The organism is Streptomyces sp. NPDC008086 (assembly GCF_042957325.1).
GTDB lineage: Bacteria > Actinomycetota > Actinomycetes > Streptomycetales > Streptomycetaceae > Streptomyces.
The window spans coordinates 1,208,350-1,229,224 of record NZ_JBIBIA010000001.1 but is presented as its reverse complement, the minus strand read 5'-3'; the positions used below and the strand labels follow the sequence as shown (position 1 = coordinate 1,229,224).

Genomic DNA, 20,875 nt, shown 5'->3' with positions numbered 1-20,875 from the left:
GCACGCTTCATGACAGCCGACGGGGTCCAGCCCCACTGTCACGGAGGTCCTTCGATGATTGAAATCCCTGACACGACGTTCGATTTCCGAGCCACCATGAGCCGGCTCGCCACAGGTGTCAGCGTGATCACCACCTGCTCCGGGAACAGTCCCATCGGAATGACCGCGAGCGCCGTGTCCGCGCTGTCCCTGGACCCGCTCCAGCTGCTCGTATGCATCGGCAACCACCTGTACACGCGGACCGCGATCGCGGAGCACGGGCGTTTCGCCGTCAACGTCCTCGGCGAGCACAGCGAGCCTTTGGCACGGAACTTCGCCGTATCCAAACGGGATAAGTTCGCGGGAATCGAGACCCTCGACGAGCATGGTGTGCCGGTGCTGAAGGACGCCATAGCGGCTGTCGTCTGCGATGTCGCCGAGGCGCTCCCCGGCGGCGATCACACGATTTTCGTGGGTGATGTCCGCCATTGCGAGCACAGGGTGGACGGCCGGCCCTTGCTGTACTTCGCGGGAGGGTTCGGCGCGCTCGACGCTCCGCACTAGGAGGTGCTGTGCCGGACTCTCACCACACCACCTGTTCCTGTCGGACGGAAGTCCCCACGACCACCATCGTGCCGACCTTCAAACTTCATCCTCCGGCCCAGCCCCCGCATCTCCTGACCCGCCCGCGGCTGCTGCGTCGGCTCGACGCGGCGACCGAGCCCGTGGTGGTGGTCTCCGCGCCGCCCGGTGCCGGGAAGACTGTGCTCCTGACCGAGTGGTCGCGTGGCCTGGCGGCTCGCGGAGAGCGCGCCTGGCTCAGCCTGGACGCGCACGACAACACCGCGGGCCGCCTCTGGACCGGAATCCTGCAGGCGCTGCACCGGGTACGACCGGAACTGCCCGCCCGCCTCGACAGCGCTGGGTGGACGCTCGACGGATGGCTGGAGAAGATCCTTCCGAGCCTGGTGACCGGAGTGGGTGCACAGGGACCGCTCACGCTGATCCTCGACGGACTGGAATCCGTCACGGACGCCGAAGCGGTCCGCAGCCTGGCCGACTTCCTGACCAGGCTTCCCCCGGGCTTCCGCATCGTCCTGTCGACCAGGCACGTACCCGGACGGCCCCTTCCGGCCCTGCGCGCCCGGGGGCTGGTCGCCGAACTCGACCAGCACGACCTGGCCTTCACCCCTGATGAAGCATGGGCGGTTCTCACCGATCTGCTCGGCTCCTCCCCGACCGCGGACACGTCGAGCGCGCTGTACGAGGTCACCGAGGGATGGGCGGCGGGGCTGTGCCTCATGGGGCGTATCCTCGCCCGCTCGGCGAACGAGGCAGACAGGGAAGGGAACTTGGCCCGGGGCCGGCAAGCGGTCACCGAGTATCTGGCCACCGAGGTGCTCCACCGGCTCACCACCGAGCAACGCGAGTTCCTGCTGCGTACCAGCGTCCTCGACGAGCTGAGTGCCGGGCCGTGCCAGGCCCTCGCCGGAGACCGGGCGGGCGCACTGCTGCGCGAGCTCGCGCGGACCGTACAACTGCTCGTGCCTGCCTCCGACCCGTCGGCGTACCGGCATCACCGCGCACTGTCTCTGCTGTTGTCCGACCTCCTGAAGTCCGAAGGGCCGGACACTCTCGCGTCCCTGCACCGGTCGGCCGCTCAGTGGTACTCCCGCCAGGGGCAGACGACCGAGGCCGTACGGCACTGGGGCCTGGGCCGTGACGAGTCCGCCGCGGTCGCCTCGGTCCTCGACGACTGGGAGAAGGCGATCTCGGCCGGCCGTGGCGCGGAGGTCGCACGGTGGCTGGACCTCTTGCCGCCCCGCACGGTCGCCGCCGACGCGGGGCTGTGTGTCGTGGCGGCCATGGCGTCTCTCGCGGAGGGGGCGCCGGAGACAGCGTGGCGCTGGCTGGATGTGGCCCAGCTCAGGCGGACGGGATCGGAGACGGTCGGCGAAGAGGGCACCGTGTCCGAGGCGTCGATCGTCGCCCAGGCCGTGGCCTGCTGTCTGAAGGGGGAGGTACTCACCGCCGGCCGTCTCGGCGAATCCGCCGTCGCCGGCACCATGCCGCTGACTTCCTGGCATGCCCTGGCCTGTACGGCCCGCGGTGTCGCTCTGCTGTGGACCGGCCGATTCGAGGAGGCGGAAATGCTGCTGGGCGAGGCGACCCGTGACGCACATGCGGTCGGGCACAGTCTGGCGCTCGTCCGCGCGCTGGGCCTGCGGGCGGTGTGCGCGTTGCTGGCCGGGCGGCACGAACAGGCGCGAACTCTGAGCGACGAGGCCCTTGATACGGCCGCGACGGCCGACCTGGGCGGGCACTTCGTCGTCGTGTCCGCGTACATAGGCCGGGCCGGACCGCTCCTGGAGGAGGGACGGGTCGAGGAGGCCGAACGGGCTCTGGCCGATGCCGAATCGGTGCTGGCGGGCTCGCTGCGGACCGGAACCGAACCCCACCTGCGCGCCATGTGCCACTTCACGCGGGCACGACTCGAAAGCGCGCGGCACAACGCGGACGCGGCGCGGGAGGCCCGTGAGGCAGCCGAGCGGGCGGCGGAACGGTGCGAGTCACCGGGGGTACTGGCGGATCTGCTCGGGCGAGTCGGCGAGGACACGGCCGTGACCCCGGTCGTGCGTGGTCCGCAGGATCTGTCCATGGGGGAGCGCCGAGTGCTTCGCGCGCTGTGCGGACCACTGACGCTGCGTGAGATCGCCGCCGAGCTCTATGTGTCCCACAACACCGTCAAGACGCAGGTACGGGCGATCTTCCGCAAACTCGACGCGCACGACAGGAGTGGAGCGGTCGCAAGAGCCCGGGAGTGTGGGGTCCTCTGACCCGGGCCCCGGCACCCGTGGCTGAACACCGGCCGGGCGCCCGGCCGGTGTTCAGCCACGGGAGGCTCTTCCACCCTGCTATGAGGCGTCCTGGCGTCGGGCGTACCCGGCCTGAGCCGTGTACGCGGTCGTCTTCCGCTCGTCGCCCGTGCTCTCGATGCCGCAGACCTTGCGCGCGAGGTCCGCGGTGGGGCCGCTCGGGGACAGTTCCGCGCGCTTCATCGTGAGGGTGCGGATGGCCAGCAGGGGCGTGCCGTTGAAGTTCTCGAAGGTGCTGATGCGGTCGCCCCAGTCGGACAGGAACAGGTCGCGGATCACGCGACTGATCTTCAGCCGGTCGTGCGGCCTTCCGACCGGCCCGGTCTGCAGCGCCTCCAGCCAGGGCCGCAGTTCGGGCCGCTGCCACTGCCCCTCGGTCGGGAAGATGAGCGAGGCGCGTCCCGCAAGGTCGACGACCTCGTTGACCATGCCGGCGACGTTCTCCAGGTAGTAGGCCCGGCCGAAGTCGAACATCAGGACGTTCGGCTTGTAGAGGCCGCCGGGCGTGGTGAACCCTTCGTCCTCCGAGGCGATCACATGCGCCTTGAGTGTCTGGTGGAAGCCGGCGAACCGGGCGATCCGGGTCTGGACCGGCGGCAGTGGATAGGTGCCGATGTGCTCGGTGATCAGCAGGACCAGACCGAGCATCAGCTCGGCGCGCACCATCTGCCGGACCAGGGCCTGGTAGTGCAGCCAGTCGAAGACGCGCTGCGGGTACAGCGACGCATGCTGGGGGTTACCGATATGGAACACCCGGTTCCACGGGATGAACACGTCCTCGAAAACGATGACGCTGTCCAGCTCGTCCCCCTGGGAGGCGAGCGGGTGCTCCACGTCCTCGCCGTCCCGGACGTTGCTCTCCCTGCAGATGATGGTGACACCGGGCGTGCTGGGCGGTACGGCGGCGAAGATGACCTGTTCCGGCAGGATGCCGGGGCGGTAGAAGACGCCGATGTGGATCCAGTCCCCGAAGGCCGCGCCGGTGCCGATGGCCTTCACGCCCCGCACGGTGATGCCCTCGTCCGAGGTGCCGACCACCTGCAGGGCGGGGGACTCGGCCTGTGCGGACTCGCGCGAGCGGTCCGTCTGCGGGTCGACGAACGCCGGCGTCGTGTTGAGGTCGCCCTCCCGCACCACCTTCCAGAAGTCGATGATTCCCTCAGTGAGGTCCCTCCCGTCGGTGCCGACGGACTGGCTGCTCCAGGGCTCGGGGTCGTCGACGTACGTGAGCAGCACGTAGTTGTTGACGTCCGGGGTGCGCGGGGTCGCCCCGCCGCCCATTTCCCGCAGCACCGTCTCCATGTAGCGCCGCTTACGCTGCAGGTCCTCCTTGGTGCGGTGCTGGAACCACGTCATCGACCGCCTGACGCCCTCTTCGTCCACGAACGTCATGACGTCCTGGAGGTCAGGGCGGTGGTGCAGGTCGTAGAAGTCCGCGAGCCTGCGGGCATACGCCCGGGTCGCGCGGTGCGTGGCCACGTTGTCGACGAGCTCGTCGCCCACCCACACCGTGCGGCCGTCGTTCAGCGCCGCGAGGTATTCCTTGCCTGTACGCACGTGATGCTCCTCTCCGGGGCAAGAGATCTGGACGATCGGAGCATGCGCGGCGGCGGGGTGAGAGACCGGCGCCGAACCGACAATCACCCGGGTGAAAGCGTCGATCACCGGAGTTCCGGCGTTGAGGGCGATCGCGGCCCTCCGGCATGCTTGCCTCATGCGCAGCACAGATCCCGCCGACGAGCAGATCCATGGGCGCGGGAAGCAGGCCATGAACAGGCTGCGCCTCAGGGGACGGGACCGCGAGATGGCGACTGTCCGTGAGGCCCTGAAGGTGGTGCGTGGGGGACGGGGCGCCTGCGTCGTCGTGGAAGGCACGCCCGGTGTCGGCAAGAGCCGGCTGCTCGCGGAGCTGGACGAGCTGGCGCGGCGGGCCGGCTTCGATGTGGTGTCCGTACGGGCCGACGAACTCGACCAGTACGCGGCAGGAGCCGCCCTGCAGTCCGCCGTGCGGTCCCTCGGCTCCCGCCGAGCCGCAGCGGCCACGGACGACCAGCGGCTCCGGCTGCTGGACGACACCGCGGACGCTCTGGAGGAACGGGCCCAGCGCGCCCCGGTGGCCGTGCTCGTGGACGACGCGCAGTGGGCGGATCCGGCCACGCTCTACATGCTCCGTACCCTGCCCGCACGACTGGCCGCCTCGCGGATCCTGTGGGTGCTGGCGGTCCGGTCGGAGACCGAGCGGCCGACCGTGGCCAGGATGCGGGAGGACCTCGAACGCCTCGGAGCCCGATGGCTGACCCTCAGCCCCCTGTCGCAGCACGAGCTGCGGCACATCGCGGCCGATGTGCTCGGGGCCGGCCCGTCACCCGGTCTGGCCGGGCTGCTGCGAGGAGTCGCGGGCAATCCGTTCCTGGCGATTGAACTGGTGCGCGCCTGTGCCGACACGGACGCCGCCGAAGAAGACGGCGGCGTCCCGCACCAGGGCATCCCCGCCGGCTTCCGGCTGAGTCTCGCCGCGCGTCTGGACCGGCTTCCGGAGGATGCCGTGCGCCTGCTCCAGGTGGGGTCCGTCCTCGGCCGCGAATTCGATCTCGGCACGGCCGCCCGCATGCTGGGCAGGCAGGCCGGCAGCCTGCTGTCGGGCGTCGAGGCCGCCCTGAACGCCGGTCTGCTCTTCGCCGACGGCCCGCGACTCGCCTTCCGCCACGACCTCATCCGGCAGGCCGTTCACGAGAACCTGCCCCTGGCCGTACGGACCGCTCTGCATCGGGAGGCGGCCGACTGTCTGCGCGACACCGGGACACGATCGGCGACGGTTGCCTGGCACATGGTCATGTCGGGCGGCCCGCTCGACAACGACGCGCTGACCACGCTGCACACCGCCGTACGGGATGTGTCGTCGACGGCCCCCGACGCGGCTGCGGACTTCGCCCAGCGGATCGCCGGGCTGCTGCCCCCGCACGACCGGCGTCGCGTCACCCTGCTGACCGACGCCGCCGAGTACCTCGGCCGGACCCGCCGCGTTCACGAGGCGCTCGACCTCGTCGATGCCACCCTGTCCGACGACCTTGAGCCGTTGCAGGAAGCGTGCCTGCGCCTGGTGGCCGCCGAGATCCACCAGGCAGCGGGCGACGACGACGCCGCGATGACACACCTCCAGCAGGCCTTGGACCTGCCCGCGCTGCCGCCCGACGTGCGCACCCGGCTGCTGAAGACCAAGGCGACGGGCCACGTGTACCTCGGGGACATCACCGCTGCCGAACAGACCGACACCGGGCTGGTCGAGGCCGCCTACCGCAGCAAGGATCCGGCACTGGTCGCCAGCGCCAAGGTGTTCCGGTCGCAGACGTCCTTCTACCGCGGGCGTCTGGCCCGCGCCATCGAGCTTGCCGAGGAGGCCACCGGAGGGGCTGGCACGGAGTCCGCCGCGCTCTGCCTGCGGCCCCCGCGGATTCCGGCGCTCTGGCTGGCCACGGTTCTGACCTTCACCGACCGACTCGCGGACACCGGGCGGATTCTGCGGGAGGGGCAGCGCGTAGCGGAGGAGCAGGGTCTCGGCTGGTCACTTCCCCACTGGCACGCCGCCCGTGCCTGTGCACTCCTCGAACAAGGTGCGCTGGATGACGCGGCCGTGGAGGCCGAGGCCTGCCTGGCGGTGGCGGACGAACTCGAAATCGCTCGACTGCACCCGCAGGCCCGCTCCCTGCTGGCATGGGTGGAGATCAGACGCGGTGACCTCGCCAGAGCCAGGGAGCATCTCGGCACCGCCGAAGCCGCTTTGGGCGCGACCACTCACCGGTACGGTCTGTGGGTGTCGCTCGCCCGTGCCTGCCTGGCGGGCGCGGAGGGCCGGGATGCCACAGCGGCAGCGGCACTCACGGGCAGCTTCGAGGACCGCGAACCGGCACGGCTGCTTGCCGTGCCGCCCTCCCTCTGGCCCGAGATCGTGCGCATGGCTCTGCGCGGCGAGGATCCGTCGGTTGCCCAGGCCGTGTCCGGTGCACTGCACAACCTCACCGCACAGGACGACAGCCAGCAGATCATCGTGACAGTCCGCGCCCACGTGGACGGTCTGCTCCACGGCGACCCTCGTGCCCTGGCATCCGCCATCAACGGTTACCGGAGCGCCGGCAGACCGCTGGCTCTGGCCGCGGCCTCCGAGGACCTCGGGGAGCTCATGGCCACATCGGCCGATGCGGCGCCGGCGATCCGGTACCTCGAAGAGGCGGGTCAGCTGACATCGGCCTCGGGAGCCCTGCGCGATCACGCACGGATCAGGCGGCGCCTGCGGCAGCTCGGTGTGCGGACCAGCGCCGTACGACAATGCAGGACCGGTTTCCCGGAGTGGGGGAGCCTGACCGAATCCGAGCGGAAGCTGATCCCGCTCGTCGTCGAGGGCCTCACCAACCGGGCCATCGCCGATCGCCTCTATGTGTCGGTGCACACCGTGAACACGCACATGAAGCACATCTTCACCAAGCTGGGCATCAACACGCGTGTCGAACTGACCCGGTTGGCGATCGAACAGGGTGGTGTCGGCGACGGGGCCGACCGAGCTGTGCCCTCATGAGCCTCGAATTCCGACTCGGTGGTTCAGGGCCGGTAGACCATCCCCGGCTCGGGCTCGGCAGGGGCGAGCAGTTGCGACACCGTGACGAGGGTGTAGCCACGCTGCTTGAGCGTCTTGATGATTCCGGGGACGGCCGGCACGGTCCCCTTGTGCAGGTCGTGCAGCAGGATGATGCCGTCGCGGTCGGTCTGGTCGAGCACCCGCTTGGTGATCAGGGCCGAGTCGGTCGTCTCGTAGTCCTTGGCCGTGACGCTCCACAGCACCTGCGCCAGCCCCAGGTCCCGGCAGATCTCGGACACCTCGCGGTCGGTGCGGCCCTGCGGCGGACGCATCAGGTTGGGCCTGGTGCCGGTGATCTTCTCGATGGCGTCCTGTGTCCGGGTCAGCTCCTGACGGGCTTCGACCCTGCCGATCTCCGTCAGCCTCGGATGGGTCCACGTGTGATTGCCGATCTCATGCCCTTCGTCCGACATGCGACGCAGGATCTCGGGGTACTTCGCGATGTGGCCCTTTCCCTGCACGAAGAACGTGACGTGCAAGTCCTCCTGTTTCAGGATGTCCAGCAGCCCGGGGGTCGTCAGGCTGGGGCCGCCGTCGAAGGTGAGGGCCACACACTTCGCTTTGCGGCAGTCGATGTTCCCGGCCACCGACCCTGATGCCTTGCCGCGGGCGGTGCGCGGCGAGGTGTGATCGTAGGTGGTGACCGTCAGAGCCAGGGTCACCGCCACAGCCAGGACGGCGGCTACGGCTGTTGCGACGGCGAAACGTATTCGCGATCGGCGTGATCGCGCTTTTATGGGCATGCGAGACCTTTCCCGGAATTCGGGTTGTCGCTGTGATCGGGTATGTCTGTTCGCGGAACTCGCGTGAGCGAAATCGCTATTGAGGGGTCCGGCCTCGTGCTACCGCGTGCGGGCGAAACCCGGCTTGGCGGCGGAGTCCTGCATGTGAACGTCAAGCGTCAGGCGATGCCGCAGCAGGCGTCCGAGCGGGCCCTCCACCTTCTTGTGGACAAGGGCGGAAAGGACCAGCATGCAGATGACGGAAAGCGCCATCGAAGGCAGGGGTCCCAGTCCTGGGAATGCTCGGATCAAGCCCTTGGCCAAGGGAATTCCGATGCTTTGGTGGACGAGATAGAAGGGGTAGGTGAGCGCCCCGGCGGTGACCAGCCAACGCCATTGCAGCGCCCTCAGCGGTCCGACACCCGCCAGTGCCAGCAGCCCGAGACAGACGGTGAGCACGGTCGCGCACATGGCCCAGGAGGGCTGCCCCTCACCGGCCGACGTGGTGGCATGGCCGGCCACCCGGAGTTCGAGGACGGTGAGTTCGTAGCACCAGGCGAAACCCAGCAGCAGCCACAGCAGCAGGTTCTGTCCGAACCTGCGCATGAGGTAGAGCACGATCCCGGCGACGAAGAGGCCGGTGTACCGGGTCAGGACGAGTTCGTCGAGCAGTGGCGAGTGAATTTCCAGGGTGATGACACCGGCCAGGAGCCAGATTCCGCAGAAGGCCACCATGCGGCGGTAGGACAGCCCGAAGATGAGCAGCACGGCTATCAGAAAGTAGAAGCGAGCTTCCACCCAGAGTGTCCAGCTGACACCGGCGACCAGATCAAGGCCCAATGGCCCAGGCGCCATGGTCAGGTTCCCCAGGACCGTACGCGGATCGATGCGCGTGGCGGCGGGCCAGTCGGCCATCCGCGCGACCAGGACCAGCATGACGACCAGGAGCACGGCGCACCAGTAGGCCGGGAAGAGTCGTGCTGTGCGGGAGACGGCGAACTGTCCGGGAGTACGCCCCCAGGAGCTCATGCAGATGACGAATCCGCTGATGATGAAGAAGAATTCGACACCGAGCCAGCCGTAACTGCTGATCTCGTGCAGGAACGGGGCGAAATCCCTGAGCTCCGTCTTGCCCCAGAAGCGGGGGGTGGGCGTTCCCAGAAAGTGATACGCGGCCACCATCATCGCTGCCACCAACCGGAGCCCGTCTATTGCGGCCAGACGCACCTGGCCGTGCTCGGATCGGTTCGCGTCGATGGGCTCACTCGACTCACGAGGTTGTGCCTGCATCCCGGAACTCTCAGCTGGCGGGCAGGGCCGAGCGGCTGACCCGGATCTTCGACTGGCCGTGCCGGCGCTCCTCCCAGTCCTCCATGAAGCGCGCCCGCAGGCCGTGCTTTTCGGCCAGGGCTAGAAGGGTCTCGGTGCGGTAGTAGAAGTCCTCGCGCAGCACCTGGTGTTCGGTGCCCTCGGTGCGGTCGAAGGTGAAGTCGAAGAACCCGGTGTCGGTCAGGACGCGGCCGACGTGCGCGAGGCATTCGTCGATGACATGCAGGGGCGAGTGGGAGAAGACGCTGTGCGCGTGGACGACGTCGAAGTGGTCACTGGGCAGGAAGTCCAGGGTGAGGTCGCCGGTGATGGTCAGATGCGGCAGCTTGTCCTGGAGACGGCGCTCGGTGAGGGTCTTCTTGGCGGCCATCAGGATGTCGGGCGAGATGTCGATGCCGTAGTAGTTGCCGCTGTCGAGGTGGCTGATGAAGCGCCAGCCGCCGCGCAGGTTGCCGCAGCCTATGTCGAGCATGCGGTGCTCGGGGCGCAGCCCGTGTTCGACGAGGTAGTCGAACTGCATCTGCCCGAGCGCCAGCCAGCGGTCGTGGGTCTGACTGCCGACCGCGGCCTCCGGGTTGCGTCGGGTGTCCGAGGCCATGACGGCCCGGTAGTAGCCGACGTGGTCACGGTGCTTCAGCCCCAGCCAGGCGTCTCGGCCGGCCCGGCTGAGATACGGGACGACACGGCCAGGGTGGCGCAGGGCGTAACCCACCTTGTGAGTGAGGGCGGAGCGGTTGTTGCGTAGCTTCTTCGGCGACTTGGCGTCTGCGGGCATGGCGGAGCGACCTCCGTGTCATGAGGGTGGTTCCCGGGAGGGGACTGAAGGGGTTGAAGATTGAAAGGGGCTATGAGATGGGCTACGAGGTGCCCGTCAAAGGGCCCGATACGGTCGCCGCGGTCAGACGCGGCGGCGCAGGAGCAGCACGGTGATCACCGTGAGCAGGAGGGCGAGGCCGCCGAGGACGGCGGTGTCGGTCCACTGGAAGGCCCAGTAGTCGCGGGCCGGGTTGGCCTCGTAGAAACGGGCGACGTACCCGTGCCGGTCCATGCACTGACTGAGCTGGGTGCCCGAAGGGAAGGGGCAGTTCAGCACGTCGTCGCGGCGGCCGGAACCGGTGATCAGCCCGTAGTTGCCGGTCGACCACTTCTCGCCCATGGCCGGCTTGGGGATGCTGCCGACGCTGGTGTAGGTGTGCGGGGGCACCAGCAGGCGGGTCCTGTGCGTCCACTCCAGCAGGAGGGTCACCGTCCCGGTCACCAGGAGCGTCAGTCCCATGGCGGCCAGCACGCGGCGAGCCAGCAGGCCCAGCAGCGTACCGGCCGCCAGGCCGAACAGGGCGGCGGCCACGACGCGCGGCCCCGAGCCGCTCAAGGCCGCGTTCTCGTACCAGAACAGGCCGTAACTACGGTCTGCTGCCGGTCGCCACCACCACGCGAACACTCCCGCGAGCAGTCCGGAGAGCGTCACGGTGACCGCACCGGCGAGGGCGAACCGCGAAGCGAACCACTGACCGCGGCTCACGCCCTGAGCGAGCACCATGCGGTGCGTGCCCAGTTCCCGGTCGCGGCCCAGCAGGGGAGCACCCCAGAAAACGCCGATCAGGACGGGCAGGGCGATGTTCAGCGCTCCGAGGTACTGAAGCGGTTCGACGTTCAACAGCAGGGGCACGCCGCTGTCGGGGCTTGTGCAGTACAGCGGGCCGGGGGCGCAGTGGTCGAACTGGCCGCTGCTCAGCCTGTCCAGCATGCCCGAGCGGCCGTACGCGGCGAGCGCGGCAGCGATCGCGAGGACGACCGCGCCGACGCCGACCAGGGTGCGTTGCTGGCGCCACGCGAGCCAGAGGGAGCCTTTCACGCCGCGGCCTCCGTCCGCTCCGCAGAGACAGGACGCTCCGGGCCGCCGGTCTGGAGGTAGCCGATCAGGATGTCCTCCAGTCTGGGCTGCTCGACGTGCCAGTCGCCGTGCAGGGGGCCGTGTTGCCGTATCAGGGCGGTCGTCTGTCTGCCGGCGGATCGGCGCTGTACGACGGTGTGCCGGGCCGCCAGGGCGTCGGCGTGGTCGGAGTGACCGGTCAGCATGGTGTGGCTCTGGCGCAGGGTGTCGACGTCCTCGCTCAGCTCGGTGTGGCCATCCCGCAGGAGCAGCACCCAGTCGCAGGTCTGCTCCAGTTCGGGCAGGACGTGTGAGGAGAGCACGATGCTCGTGCCGCGCTCTGCGGCCTCGGCCATCAGCGACGCCATGATCTCGCCTCGGGCCACGGGGTCGAGGTCGGCCATCGGCTCGTCGAGCAGCAGCAGTTCGGGCCGTTTGCCGAGCGCCAGGGCGAGCGCGACCCGGGTGCGCTGACCGGGGGACAGCTCGCCGACTCGGGCGGAAAGCGGGATGTCGCCCTCGCGGACGGTCTGTTCGGCGGTCGCCCGGTCCCACGAGGAGTTCAGTCTCTCGCCCATCAACAGGGTATCCGCGACGGTGAAGCGGGGGTAGAGCGGTTTGTCCTGGGTGAGCAGGGAGACCCGCGCGCGGGCCTCAGCCGTGCCCGGTACGGCGTCCAGTGCGTGTATCTCCCCGGAGCCGGCCCGCAGCAGGCCGCCGGCCAGGTGCAGCAGGGTGCTCTTGCCCGCGCCGTTGCGTCCGACGAGGGCGGTGATGCGACCACTGGGCACGGTGAACTCGCAGTCCCGCAAGGCCCAGTCGCCCCGCCTCCGGTACCGGAATCCGAGTCCCGTGGCGCGCAGTGCGGCCGGCGCGTCAGGCCCGGTCATGCGTCCTCCTCTTTCCGCTCCCGGTCGGCCGGGGGGGTGTCTTGCTCGTTGTCGTGGGCATCCAGGGCTGCGGTGACCAGGGCGAGGATGTCGGCCCGTTCCAGCCCTGCCGCCCGGGCGCGGGCCGTCCAGTCGGTCACCTCCCGGCGCAGAGGCGAGTCGTCCTCCGCGCCGGGCCGGGCGAGTGATCGCGTGACGAAGGTCCCCAGACCGCGGCGCAGTTCGACCAGTCCGGCCTGCTCCATGTCGCGGTAGGCCCGCAGCACGGTGTTGGGGTTGATGGCGGTCGCCGCCACCACCTCCCTGGCCGTGGGCAACTTGTCGCCGACCTTCAACGTGCCCATCCGGAGCGCACGTTCGGTCTGCTCGACGATCTGCACGTAGGCCGGCACGCCGCTGCCACGGTCGATCCGGTAGTCGATCACGTCGCCTTCCATGGCCCCATCATGCTTGTATTAATGAATTAATACAAGCATGATGAAGGTCGGCGACGGTGTCAAACCGGAGCAGGTGTCAGTTCGTCATGTCGAGGCGCACGACCGCACCGATCTCGACGAGTTGATCGGGCAGCGCCAGGTCGGACACGCCCAGGACGGTGCTGGCAGGCCGGTGATCACCGAAGTACTCGGCGTGCAGGCGGGCGACGGAGTCGAAGTGGTCTCGCAGGCCCTTGACGAGGACGGTGGTCTCGACGATCTGGCCGCTGGTGGCTCCGAAGTGCTCCAGCACCCGGTCGAGGTTGCCGAACGTCGTCCTCACCTGGAGCTCGAAGTCACCCGCCCCGACGAACGTGCCGGTGCTGTCATGGGACAACTGCCCGGAGATGTGGAGCGTGTCGCCGGCCTGCACTGCCTGACTGAACCCGTAGAAGGATTCCCACGGCATACCGAAGTTGAATTCCCTGGACCGGACGGTCACGGTTCTCTCCCTGTGGTCGACAAGACGTCTCCGCGGGTGCGGCGACGACAGGTAGACCAGCAAGGAGCCGATGGTGTGACAGGCTGGCACATTGTGTTCCCTCGGACACGGCAACCACCGCCATGGCCAGTGCCATGGCGGTGATCAAGAGAGACGGCTCGCCGGTCAGTCCGTGGGCCGCGGTGCGCGCAGGTGGGCCCGCTCCTTCAGCTCCTCGTCGTCGACCAGCGTGAGCATCGGCTTGCCCGGCGCGCAGAGCATGAACACGATGTACTTGGCCGGTGCGTCCGACCGGGCGTTGCCGTTCTGGTAGTGGATCGTGTCACCGCCCGGCTCCCAGAACGTGTCACCGGCCTTGAGCACACACTCGGGCTCGCCCTCGAGCTCCCACCGGACCTCGCCCTCGGTGACGTAGCCGAAGCACGGCCCCGAGTGGCGGTGGGGAGGCGTTCCGGGGTGGCCCGGAGGCCACTCGACGGCAACGGTCATCCCCGAGGCACCCTCGGGGATGAAGGGCGGCTTGACGTCCGCCAGCATCTTGGGCCCGAGCCCGTCCATCGAGTCCATTTCATGCACTGTGACACACCTCCGTAGGTACCCGGAACGGACGACGTCACGTCATCGGTCCGGGCTCTCACAACTTGCTTTCACACTGATGACCGGGCATCACCCGAATCTGTGACACGGATGCGCCTTCCGCTACCGACGCGGCATCACGGTGGGGGAGTGGCTCAGCCGAACATGCCGACCTTGTAGCTGCCGGCCGGCTGCTGCGTGATGATGTTGATGCGGTTGTAGGCGTTGATGATGGCGATGAGGGAGACCAGGGCGGCGAGCTGGTCCTCGTCGAAGTGCTTGGCCGCGTTCGCCCAGGCCTCGTCGGTGACGCCGCCGGCCGCGTCCGCGACGCGGGTGCCCTGCTCGGTCAGCTCCAGCGCGGCGCGCTCGGCCTCGGTGAAGACCGTCGCCTCCCGCCAGGCGGCGATCAGGTTGAGCCGCAGTGCGGTCTCCCCGGCGTGGGTGGCCTCCTTGGTGTGCATGTCCGTGCAGAAACCACAGCCGTTGATCTGGCTGGCGCGAACCTCCACCAGGTGCTGAACAGTGGCGGGCAGCGGCGAGCCCGACAACACCTTGCTGGCCGAGACGAGGTTCTTCAGCACCTTGCCTGCGAGCGGGTTGCCGTAGAAGTTGAGACGCGCGTCCATGGGTACTCCTAGCAGAGTTGCGGTTACGCACTTCTGACCGGACAACTCGGCGAGGTGTGACGCGGAGAGTATGTGACGTGGGTCTCCACGACCTCGGCCGCTCGCGCGACGGCTTCAGGTACCCGGGCTCTACCTGAGCGCCGATGGCCGTTGCTGATCACCGACTTGCGCTCGCGTGAACCCATGGCTCCGTTCCGCTTTCGCCACGTGCAGCGTGTAGCTCTGATACCAGTCCGCTCGCCCGCGCTGTTGCGCCGCGCGATGCTCGGCGTTGGTCCGCCACTTCGTGAGGGCGTCGGCGTCGCGGAAGTAGCCGACGGTGATGCCCAGCCCGCCAGGAGTCTGCGCATGGTCGATCCCCAGGTAGCCGGGGACGTCCTTCACCAGGTCTTCCAGGCGTGCGTTGGTCTCGTGGTAGCCGCTCTGGTCGTGGGTTCGCACCGCAGCGAAGACAGCGACGTAGTAGGGCGGTTCATAGGCCTCGACGGGCACGACGGGCACGATGGGTACGACCGACGCTTCCGGGCGACTGCTCGTGGCGACGCCACCGTGAGGCGGGATGGGCCGCCGCGCCTCCACCTCTATCTCGATCTTCATCCGCGGGTCGGCGAGGCCGCACACGAGCATGGTGGCGGCCGGCCGGACCTCACCGAAGCGGCGGCGCAGGACCGGCCAGCAGGGCTCGAAGTCCGCACGGTCGGGGAGCAGATACCGCACCCGCACCACATCCGAGAAAGTGCAACCCGCTTCGGCCAGCGCGGCCCCGATATTGCGCAGGCACTGCTCCGCCTGTTCCACCACGTCGTCGGAGATCGTCATCGTGCCGTAGTCGAACCCGGTCGTCCCGGACACATGCACCCGGTCGCCGTCGACCACGGCACGGGCATAGCCGATCTGCTCCTCGAAGGTCGAGCCGCTGAGGATCGCACGTCGCTCTGTCATGCGCCGCACGCTAGGTGACCAGCGCGGATACGTCTAATACTGCAGAGGGCATGACCTGATATCCCTGGGCGTATGGACCGTCCGGAACTGCCCCTGCAACAGCTGCATGCGTTCGTCGTGCTCGCCGAGGAACTCCACTTCGGTCACGCCGCCGCCCGTCTCGGTATCGCCCAGCCACCGCTGAGCCAGCAGATCAGACGCCTGGAGGACAAGGTCGGCCACGCCCTGTTCCACCGCGCCCCAGGAGGCGTCACGCTCACCCCGGCCGGCCGTGAACTGCTCCCCGCCGCCCGTCGCGCCCTCACCGACGTCACGGACGGCCTGGTCGCGGCCCGCGCCGTCGGCAGCGGCCGGGCCGGCACCCTGCGCGTCGGCTTCGCTGCGTCCCTCGCCCTGACCATGCTGCCCGGCCTGCCGCGCACCTTCCGGCATCGGTTCTCCGGCAAGGGCGTCGCCTTCCGTAGGATCGACGCCGGCACCGTCCGCACGCGTGTGGCCGTCGCCTGGCGCGTGAACGACCACAATCCCCTGGTCACATACCTGTCGGGGATCGTCAGTCAAGACACGCCAGACAGGCCCTAGGAATGCTGGGCGCGGTAGAGGCCTCGGCCTGTGCGTCGGACTCGGGACGCACTCACAAGACGATCGAGTGTGCTTCGTACCGCGTTGATGCTTCCGCTGTCGGTGTCACGACCGAGGGCCGCGGCGACATCACGGGCCCGTACGTCGGTGTCACCGACTTCGGCGAAGTACCCCATGATCTGCTCGGTGAGCTTGCCGTACTTCTTCTCATCGCCCGTGTCGGTGCCGGCGGCGGCACGCTTGGCGTTCATGTCGCTCGCCGGCTTCCCGGTACGGGCGGACTTCTTCGTGACCAGCGCGGGTTCGGCCGCCGCCATGGTCACTTGCGGTTCGGCGGGCGCCGCGACCCGGCGCTGCTTCGGTGCCACGGATCCCGTATCACCCGTCGTGTCGGCTGCGGTCGGTGTGGACATCAACGTCTCAAGGGCGGTCAGCGCCCGCTGCACCGAGCCGAGATGTGCCACGACCGCGGCCAACTCCCTTTCCAGCGCCTGCTTCTGGATCTGCAGACGAGTCAGGTCCTCCTGAAGGCTCTCAGCGGTGATCTCAATGTTGCGCGCGGCGTGGCTTACGGAGACCATGCGTACCTCTCACCTCGACCCTTCGTTGCCCTCCGACATCATATGCAGCGGCCACCCGGGTACAGTCGCAGCAGACGGTAGGAGCGGCAGGCCACTGATCAGGGCAGATGCCGGTCAGGCACCCATCGTTGCGCGGCGCTCTCCACAGCCTTCAGCTGCCTCAGGGCGTCCGAGACTTCCTCCATGCGTGCGTCGACAGTGTCGATGGCCTCCCGCAGCATACGGAGGCGGGCCTCCAGCAGCGCCGCCTCGGTTGCGAGCGACACGCTGGTGGCTGCGGGGTCGGACTCCTGGTCAAGGTCTCGTCGTGACATCGTGCGTCCTTCTGGGGTCGAGCGAGCGGCGCGCGAGCCGCTCGCCCGATTGACCACAGAACTCGCCGACGTGTGACACCGAGCCGGCAGAGCTGGGCTGGAAGACCACGTCCGTGGCACCGAGGTTCTCGCCGAGGCCCGTCCTCATGCTCATGGTTTGACAGCCCATCAGGCCGCCCACACAGTGTGAGATAGTGTCACCCGGTCTGCCGACGGCGACCGAGCATCCGCAGCTGCGCAGATGGCCAGCCGAGCGATCAGCGGCGATGGGCAGCCGTTTGTCCGGCGACCTCTCTTTCCTTCCTTCCACCTGTTTACGGGAAAGGTGTTTCTCCATGGCCGAGTTGTTCTACGACGCCGACGCCGACCTGTCCGTCATCCAGGGCCGCAAGGTCGCGGTCATCGGTTACGGCAGCCAGGGCCACGCCCACGCGCTGTCGCTGCGTGACTCGGGTGTCGACGTCCGTGTCGGTCTGCACGAGGGCTCCAAGTCCAAGGCGAAGGCCGAGGAGCAGGGCCTGCGCGTGGTGACCCCGTCGGAGGCCGCCGCCGAGGCCGACGTCATCATGATCCTCGTCCCGGACCCGATCCAGGCCCAGGTCTACGAGGAGCACATCGCCCCGAACCTGAACGACGGTGACGCGCTGTTCTTCGGCCACGGCCTGAACATCCGCTACGGCTTCATCAAGCCCCCGGCCGGCGTGGACGTCTGCATGGTCGCCCCGAAGGGCCCGGGCCACCTGGTGCGCCGCCAGTACGAGGAGGGCCGCGGCGTTCCCTGCCTCGTGGCTGTGGAGCAGGACGCCACTGGCAGCGCCTTCGGGCTGGCCCTGTCGTACGCCAAGGGCATCGGTGGCACCCGCGCCGGCGTCATCAAGACGACGTTCACCGAGGAGACCGAGACCGATCTGTTCGGTGAGCAGGCAGTGCTGGCGGGCGGCACCACCGCGCTGGTGAAGGCCGGTTTCGAGACGCTGACCGAGGCCGGCTACCAGCCGGAGATCGCGTACTTCGAGTGCCTGCACGAGCTGAAGCTGATCGTGGACCTCATGTACGAGGGCGGCCTGGAGAAGATGCGCTGGTCGATCTCCGAGACCGCCGAGTGGGGCGACTATGTCACCGGCCCGCGGATCATCACCGACGCCACCAAGGCCGAGATGAAGAAGGTCCTCGCGGAGATCCAGGACGGCACCTTCGCCCAGCAGTGGATGGACGAGTACCACGGCGGTCTGAAGAAGTACAACGAGTACAAGAAGCAGGACTCCGAGCACCTGCTGGAGACCACCGGCAAGCAGCTGCGCAAGCTGATGAGCTGGGTCGACGAGGCAGCGTAGACCGCGTCCGCGGGACGGGTCAGGGCGTGGCGGGGCCGGGGCGGTTCCAGGTGCGGAGTTTGTCGGGGTTGAGGATGACCCAGACCTGGACCACCTGGGGACCGGCGATATCGAGGCTGATGACCGCCGCGACCTGGTCGTCGTAGCGAACGACCAGACCGGTGCGTCCGTTGACGGAGCGGGTGTGCAGCGTGGTGCGCGGGTGCCGCGCCAGCAGGGTCAACAGGGCGTGGGCGACCTGGGTGTTGCCGTGCACCGGTTTGACCAGAGCCCTGACCTTGCCGCCGCCGTCGAAGAACGCCGTCGCGTCGGGGGCGAGCAAGGACGCCAGGCGATCCGCGTCCTCCGCCGCGCAGGCGTGCCCCACCGCGCGGGCCACCGCGTCGTGCTGCTGCGGCGGCGTAGGACGTGTCCGCCGGGCCCGCAGACTGCGCCGTGCGCGGTCCGCCAGCTCCTCGCACTCCGGCTCGGAGCGTCCCACTATCCCGGCGACCGCTCCCGGCACCATCCCGAAGACGTCGTTGAGCACGAACGCCACCCGCTCGGCAGGGGACAGTGTGTCGAGCGCGTCCAGCAGCACCTTGCTGATCTCCTCCTCCAGCATCCGCTGCCGTTCCGCTGCCACATCGGCGGGTGCCACCTCGCCGGACCTCCCCTCCTCCGCACTGGGTTCGCCTCGCTCGGGGAGGGCCAGGCGAGCCAGGCAGATCCTGCCGGTGACCTGCGCCAACCAGGCGCGCGGGGCCGTGATCCGAGCGCGCGCGGGATCCGACAGCCCGTACCACCGCCGGTACGTCTCATCGATGACACTCTCGGCAGCACGGCTGCTGCCCAGCATCCAAGAGGCGACATCCAGCAGATGCCGCCGCTCGTCGAGCAGCTCCGCGATCGGCACCGCGTCGTCGCCGGCATCCATTGCAGCAACCTCCCTCACACCACGCACCAAGACCCGAGACGGCTGCCTCCTCGGCAGGAGGCCCACTCGTCCGCTCAACAAGGGAGACCGGACAGTGGTGCATCTTGTGACGGCGACGCTGTCCTGTGTCACACAAACGTCGACCATTCGGTCTCACCTGTGACAGACCGGCCGGGTCCTCGGGAACGGCCCGGACTTCGACGAGGAGGCCTTCTGTGGACTGGCGTGAAAGGGCCATCTGCCTCAGTGCGGACCCCGACCTTTTCTTCCCCATAGGGAACAGCACCAGCGGTCCGACGCTGATGCAGATACATGAGGCGAAGGCCGTCTGCCGGCTTCTCTGGGGGTAACCGTGTGGCGCGAGGCGAGTTGGGGCAAGATTTGGCAGCTCAGCGCCGGTCATGGCGAGGATATCTGATGCAACACCTGTGGCGCTATCGCTGATCCGAGGGCTCGTGGAGCCTGTCCGCTGTAGTTGCAAGTGGTGGGGCAGACGGCGCCGTCAAGGCCACGCTATAATCCCTGTCATCACTGAAGCCTTCCCGGTCGGATACACATCCCCGGGGAGGCTTTCTTCATGCCCCGTCGGGAACCGCCCGGGGCCATGACTACCCCTCTCGGGCGTTAGCCCGCGGCACCGACCACTGAGCTCGGCATACGCATGTCCGACGGTCGGTCCCCTGTCCAAAGGAGTGCCATGCCAGACGTTTCAGTGCGCCTCGCGACCGTTGACGACCGTCCTGCCGTCGAACGGCTGTGGCTCATGTTCCGCCACGACATGTCGGACTTCGGCGGCCAGCTCCCCTTCCCGGACGGCACGTTCCGCAGTGAGCGGCTTGAAGCTGCCTTCACGGAGACCGGCTGGGCGCCGTACTTGCTGACCAGCGACGATTGCCCTGCCGGTTTCGCGTTCGTTCGTGCTCTGACTGAGCCGACGCATGTGCTGAACAGCTTCTTCGTGGTTCGCGGAGCACGCAGGGCGGGGATCGGCCTGTGTGCCGTTCAGCAGGTCGTCGCCAGCCATCCGGGGCGGTGGGAAGTCGCCTTCCAAGACGCCAATGTGGCTGCAGTCCGCTTCTGGCGGCGTGTCGCAACCGAAATCGCTGGCGAGGCCTGGTCCGAAGAGCGCAGGCCCATTCCTGGTCGGCCGGACCTGCCACCCGATGTCTGGATCTCGTTCCGTGCTGACTCGAATCCGCGACCGGCCGATGGGCAGGCCTCGGAATCACGTGCAGGCAGGACGGCCGTCTAGCGACCCACGGTGCCCTCTGACCCACGCTGGTTCAGGGCTCTGGTGAGGTCTCGGTTGGCTTCCCGCGCGGCGTCGAGGTCGGACTGCACCTCTTCCAACCGGGCCGTGATTTCGACGTTGTGCTGCTCCAGCCTCGTGATCTTCCGCTGGAGCTCGTCGATGTCCGCTGGGGCTCCGAGCCCTGACTCCTGCCATGCCTGCGCTCCCAGCGCCTGCGACAGCCGTTTCTCCAGCTGCTGAACGCGGGCGGTCAGACGGGTGTTGCGGGCTTGGGCGTTGGCGAGGTCGGTCTGGAGCGAGGCCCGGCTGACCGGCGATCCGCCGGCCGGGTCCTGGACTGCCGGTTCGAGTTCGGCGGCGTGGACGATTTCGAGCAGGTCGCGGTGACGGTAGAGGAAGCTGCGGTCTACTCCGGCTTGCCGGGCGATGGCCGAGACACTGATTGGGGTGCCGTTCTTCGCGGCGTTCTTGACCGCTGTGGTCACCCGCTGGCGGCGGCGCTCGGTGTCGGCCTGGCGGCCGTCGCGCATGG

At 68.5% G+C, this 20,875-nt stretch carries 21 protein-coding genes and 1 pseudogene; 7 read left to right on the top strand and 15 right to left on the bottom strand.

The features are described from left to right. Nucleotides 1-96 precede the first annotated feature (96 nt). Entirely contained in the window at nt 97-543 is a 447-nt protein-coding gene (locus ACFZBP_RS05235) for a flavin reductase (protein WP_391410085.1), read from the top strand. Nucleotides 544-611: 68 nt separating this feature from the next. Beyond that, entirely contained in the window at nt 612-2,816 is a 2,205-nt protein-coding gene (locus ACFZBP_RS05230) for a LuxR C-terminal-related transcriptional regulator (protein WP_391410083.1), read from the top strand. 78 nt (nt 2,817-2,894) lie between these two features. Here ACFZBP_RS05230 and ACFZBP_RS05225 read toward each other — a convergent pair whose 3' ends face one another. Continuing rightward, entirely contained in the window at nt 2,895-4,412 is a 1,518-nt protein-coding gene (locus tag ACFZBP_RS05225; RefSeq protein ID WP_391410081.1) for a 4-hydroxyphenylacetate 3-hydroxylase N-terminal domain-containing protein, read from the bottom strand. Nucleotides 4,413-4,569: 157 nt separating this feature from the next. Between ACFZBP_RS05225 and ACFZBP_RS05220 the strand changes: the two genes are divergently transcribed. Then, nucleotides 4,570-7,425, top strand: coding sequence for an AAA family ATPase (locus ACFZBP_RS05220; RefSeq protein WP_391410079.1), 2,856 nt, complete (start codon nt 4,570-4,572; stop codon nt 7,423-7,425). A 23-nt stretch (nt 7,426-7,448) separates the two neighbouring features. On the opposite strand, the gene ACFZBP_RS05215 is transcribed toward ACFZBP_RS05220, so the two are convergent. The 10 genes from ACFZBP_RS05215 to ACFZBP_RS05170 form a co-directional block, all read right to left on the bottom strand. Then, complete coding sequence (locus ACFZBP_RS05215; protein WP_391410077.1) at nt 7,449-8,228, bottom strand: polysaccharide deacetylase family protein; 780 nt, start codon at nt 8,226-8,228, stop codon at nt 7,449-7,451. A gap of 99 nt (nt 8,229-8,327) precedes the next feature. After that, a complete protein-coding gene (locus tag ACFZBP_RS05210) occupies nt 8,328-9,497 on the bottom strand; it encodes an acyltransferase family protein (protein ID WP_391410075.1) in 1,170 nt (389 codons plus the stop codon). Between the two features lie 10 nt (nt 9,498-9,507). Further along, nucleotides 9,508-10,311 carry a methyltransferase gene (locus ACFZBP_RS05205; RefSeq protein WP_391410073.1) on the bottom strand — a complete coding sequence of 268 codons (804 nt, stop codon included), beginning with the start codon at nt 10,309-10,311 and terminating at the stop codon, nt 9,508-9,510. Nucleotides 10,312-10,434: 123 nt separating this feature from the next. Next, the gene (locus ACFZBP_RS05200) at nt 10,435-11,391 is read right to left on the bottom strand and encodes a transporter (RefSeq protein WP_391410071.1); all 957 of its coding nucleotides are present in this window, start codon (nt 11,389-11,391) and stop codon (nt 10,435-10,437) included. After that, nucleotides 11,388-12,299, bottom strand: a complete 912-nt coding sequence (locus ACFZBP_RS05195) for an ATP-binding cassette domain-containing protein (RefSeq protein ID WP_391410069.1) — start codon at nt 12,297-12,299, stop codon at nt 11,388-11,390. The genes ACFZBP_RS05200 and ACFZBP_RS05195 overlap by 4 nt, the downstream gene beginning before the upstream one ends. Then, entirely contained in the window at nt 12,296-12,736 is a 441-nt protein-coding gene (locus ACFZBP_RS05190) for a GntR family transcriptional regulator (RefSeq protein WP_391410067.1), read from the bottom strand. Before ACFZBP_RS05190 ends, ACFZBP_RS05195 begins: the two co-directional genes overlap by 4 nt. Nucleotides 12,737-12,812: 76 nt before the next feature. Then, nucleotides 12,813-13,217, bottom strand: coding sequence for a Rid family hydrolase (locus ACFZBP_RS05185; RefSeq protein WP_391410065.1), 405 nt, complete (start codon nt 13,215-13,217; stop codon nt 12,813-12,815). A 165-nt stretch (nt 13,218-13,382) separates the two neighbouring features. After that, complete coding sequence (locus ACFZBP_RS05180; protein ID WP_391410063.1) at nt 13,383-13,784, bottom strand: cupin domain-containing protein; 402 nt, start codon at nt 13,782-13,784, stop codon at nt 13,383-13,385. A 164-nt stretch (nt 13,785-13,948) separates the two neighbouring features. Then, on the bottom strand, nt 13,949-14,422 hold the full coding sequence (locus tag ACFZBP_RS05175; RefSeq protein ID WP_391410061.1) for a carboxymuconolactone decarboxylase family protein: 474 nt from the start codon (nt 14,420-14,422) through the stop codon (nt 13,949-13,951). Nucleotides 14,423-14,551: 129 nt separating this feature from the next. Next, on the bottom strand, nt 14,552-15,364 hold the full coding sequence (locus tag ACFZBP_RS05170; protein ID WP_391410058.1) for a Rid family hydrolase: 813 nt from the start codon (nt 15,362-15,364) through the stop codon (nt 14,552-14,554). Nucleotides 15,365-15,436: 72 nt separating this feature from the next. Between ACFZBP_RS05170 and ACFZBP_RS05165 the strand changes: the two genes are divergently transcribed. After that, nucleotides 15,437-15,946, top strand: coding sequence for a LysR family transcriptional regulator (locus ACFZBP_RS05165; RefSeq protein WP_391410056.1), 510 nt, complete (start codon nt 15,437-15,439; stop codon nt 15,944-15,946). On the opposite strand, the gene ACFZBP_RS05160 is transcribed toward ACFZBP_RS05165, so the two are convergent. Together ACFZBP_RS05160 and ACFZBP_RS05155 are read right to left on the bottom strand one after the other, a co-directional pair. Continuing rightward, entirely contained in the window at nt 15,943-16,527 is a 585-nt protein-coding gene (locus ACFZBP_RS05160; protein WP_391410053.1) for a hypothetical protein, read from the bottom strand. The genes ACFZBP_RS05165 and ACFZBP_RS05160 overlap by 4 nt on opposite strands. Nucleotides 16,528-16,625: 98 nt before the next feature. Continuing rightward, nucleotides 16,626-16,841 carry a hypothetical protein gene (locus tag ACFZBP_RS05155; protein WP_391410051.1) on the bottom strand — a complete coding sequence of 72 codons (216 nt, stop codon included), beginning with the start codon at nt 16,839-16,841 and terminating at the stop codon, nt 16,626-16,628. Between the two features lie 335 nt (nt 16,842-17,176). Between ACFZBP_RS05155 and ilvC the strand changes: the two genes are divergently transcribed. Next, nucleotides 17,177-18,175, top strand: a complete 999-nt coding sequence (gene ilvC, locus ACFZBP_RS05150) for a ketol-acid reductoisomerase (RefSeq protein ID WP_391410049.1) — start codon at nt 17,177-17,179, stop codon at nt 18,173-18,175. A 19-nt stretch (nt 18,176-18,194) separates the two neighbouring features. Here ilvC and ACFZBP_RS05145 read toward each other — a convergent pair whose 3' ends face one another. Further along, nucleotides 18,195-19,091 (bottom strand): RNA polymerase subunit sigma, encoded by an 897-nt coding sequence (locus ACFZBP_RS05145; RefSeq protein WP_391410047.1) that lies wholly within the window; start codon nt 19,089-19,091, stop codon nt 18,195-18,197. 215 nt (nt 19,092-19,306) lie between these two features. On the opposite strand from ACFZBP_RS05145, the pseudogene ACFZBP_RS05140 reads away from it, so the two are divergent. Both ACFZBP_RS05140 and ACFZBP_RS05135 read left to right on the top strand, forming a co-directional pair. Then, nucleotides 19,307-19,426 (top strand): annotated as a pseudogene (locus tag ACFZBP_RS05140) (WhiB family transcriptional regulator); the annotation flags it as partial. Between the two features lie 362 nt (nt 19,427-19,788). Beyond that, the gene (locus ACFZBP_RS05135) at nt 19,789-20,343 is read left to right on the top strand and encodes a GNAT family N-acetyltransferase (protein WP_391410045.1); all 555 of its coding nucleotides are present in this window, start codon (nt 19,789-19,791) and stop codon (nt 20,341-20,343) included. On the opposite strand, the gene ACFZBP_RS05130 is transcribed toward ACFZBP_RS05135, so the two are convergent. After that, nucleotides 20,340-20,873 carry a DUF6262 family protein gene (locus tag ACFZBP_RS05130; RefSeq protein WP_391410043.1) on the bottom strand — a complete coding sequence of 178 codons (534 nt, stop codon included), beginning with the start codon at nt 20,871-20,873 and terminating at the stop codon, nt 20,340-20,342. The two genes, ACFZBP_RS05135 and ACFZBP_RS05130, sit on opposite strands and share 4 nt — an antisense overlap. Nucleotides 20,874-20,875 lie beyond the last annotated feature (2 nt).

Excerpts from the sequence above, each read along its gene's own strand:
- ACFZBP_RS05235 (WP_391410085.1), top strand. The coding sequence starts at position 97 with ATGAGCCGGCTCGCCACAGGTGTCAGCGTGATCACCACCTGCTCCGGG.
- ACFZBP_RS05220 (WP_391410079.1), top strand. The coding sequence starts at position 4,570 with ATGCGCAGCACAGATCCCGCCGACGAGCAGATCCATGGGCGCGGGAAG.
- ACFZBP_RS05215 (WP_391410077.1), bottom strand. The coding sequence starts at position 8,228 with ATGCCCATAAAAGCGCGATCACGCCGATCGCGAATACGTTTCGCCGTC.
- ACFZBP_RS05210 (WP_391410075.1), bottom strand. The coding sequence starts at position 9,497 with ATGCAGGCACAACCTCGTGAGTCGAGTGAGCCCATCGACGCGAACCGA.
- ACFZBP_RS05205 (WP_391410073.1), bottom strand. The coding sequence starts at position 10,311 with ATGCCCGCAGACGCCAAGTCGCCGAAGAAGCTACGCAACAACCGCTCC.
- ACFZBP_RS05195 (WP_391410069.1), bottom strand. The coding sequence starts at position 12,299 with ATGACCGGGCCTGACGCGCCGGCCGCACTGCGCGCCACGGGACTCGGA.
- ACFZBP_RS05190 (WP_391410067.1), bottom strand. The coding sequence starts at position 12,736 with ATGGAAGGCGACGTGATCGACTACCGGATCGACCGTGGCAGCGGCGTG.
- ACFZBP_RS05180 (WP_391410063.1), bottom strand. The coding sequence starts at position 13,784 with ATGGACTCGATGGACGGGCTCGGGCCCAAGATGCTGGCGGACGTCAAG.
- ACFZBP_RS05175 (WP_391410061.1), bottom strand. The coding sequence starts at position 14,422 with ATGGACGCGCGTCTCAACTTCTACGGCAACCCGCTCGCAGGCAAGGTG.
- ACFZBP_RS05170 (WP_391410058.1), bottom strand. The coding sequence starts at position 15,364 with ATGACAGAGCGACGTGCGATCCTCAGCGGCTCGACCTTCGAGGAGCAG.
- ACFZBP_RS05165 (WP_391410056.1), top strand. The coding sequence starts at position 15,437 with ATGGACCGTCCGGAACTGCCCCTGCAACAGCTGCATGCGTTCGTCGTG.
- ACFZBP_RS05160 (WP_391410053.1), bottom strand. The coding sequence starts at position 16,527 with ATGGTCTCCGTAAGCCACGCCGCGCGCAACATTGAGATCACCGCTGAG.
- ACFZBP_RS05155 (WP_391410051.1), bottom strand. The coding sequence starts at position 16,841 with ATGTCACGACGAGACCTTGACCAGGAGTCCGACCCCGCAGCCACCAGC.
- ilvC (WP_391410049.1), top strand. The coding sequence starts at position 17,177 with ATGGCCGAGTTGTTCTACGACGCCGACGCCGACCTGTCCGTCATCCAG.
- ACFZBP_RS05145 (WP_391410047.1), bottom strand. The coding sequence starts at position 19,091 with ATGGATGCCGGCGACGACGCGGTGCCGATCGCGGAGCTGCTCGACGAG.
- ACFZBP_RS05135 (WP_391410045.1), top strand. The coding sequence starts at position 19,789 with ATGCCAGACGTTTCAGTGCGCCTCGCGACCGTTGACGACCGTCCTGCC.
- ACFZBP_RS05130 (WP_391410043.1), bottom strand. The coding sequence starts at position 20,873 with ATGCGCGACGGCCGCCAGGCCGACACCGAGCGCCGCCGCCAGCGGGTG.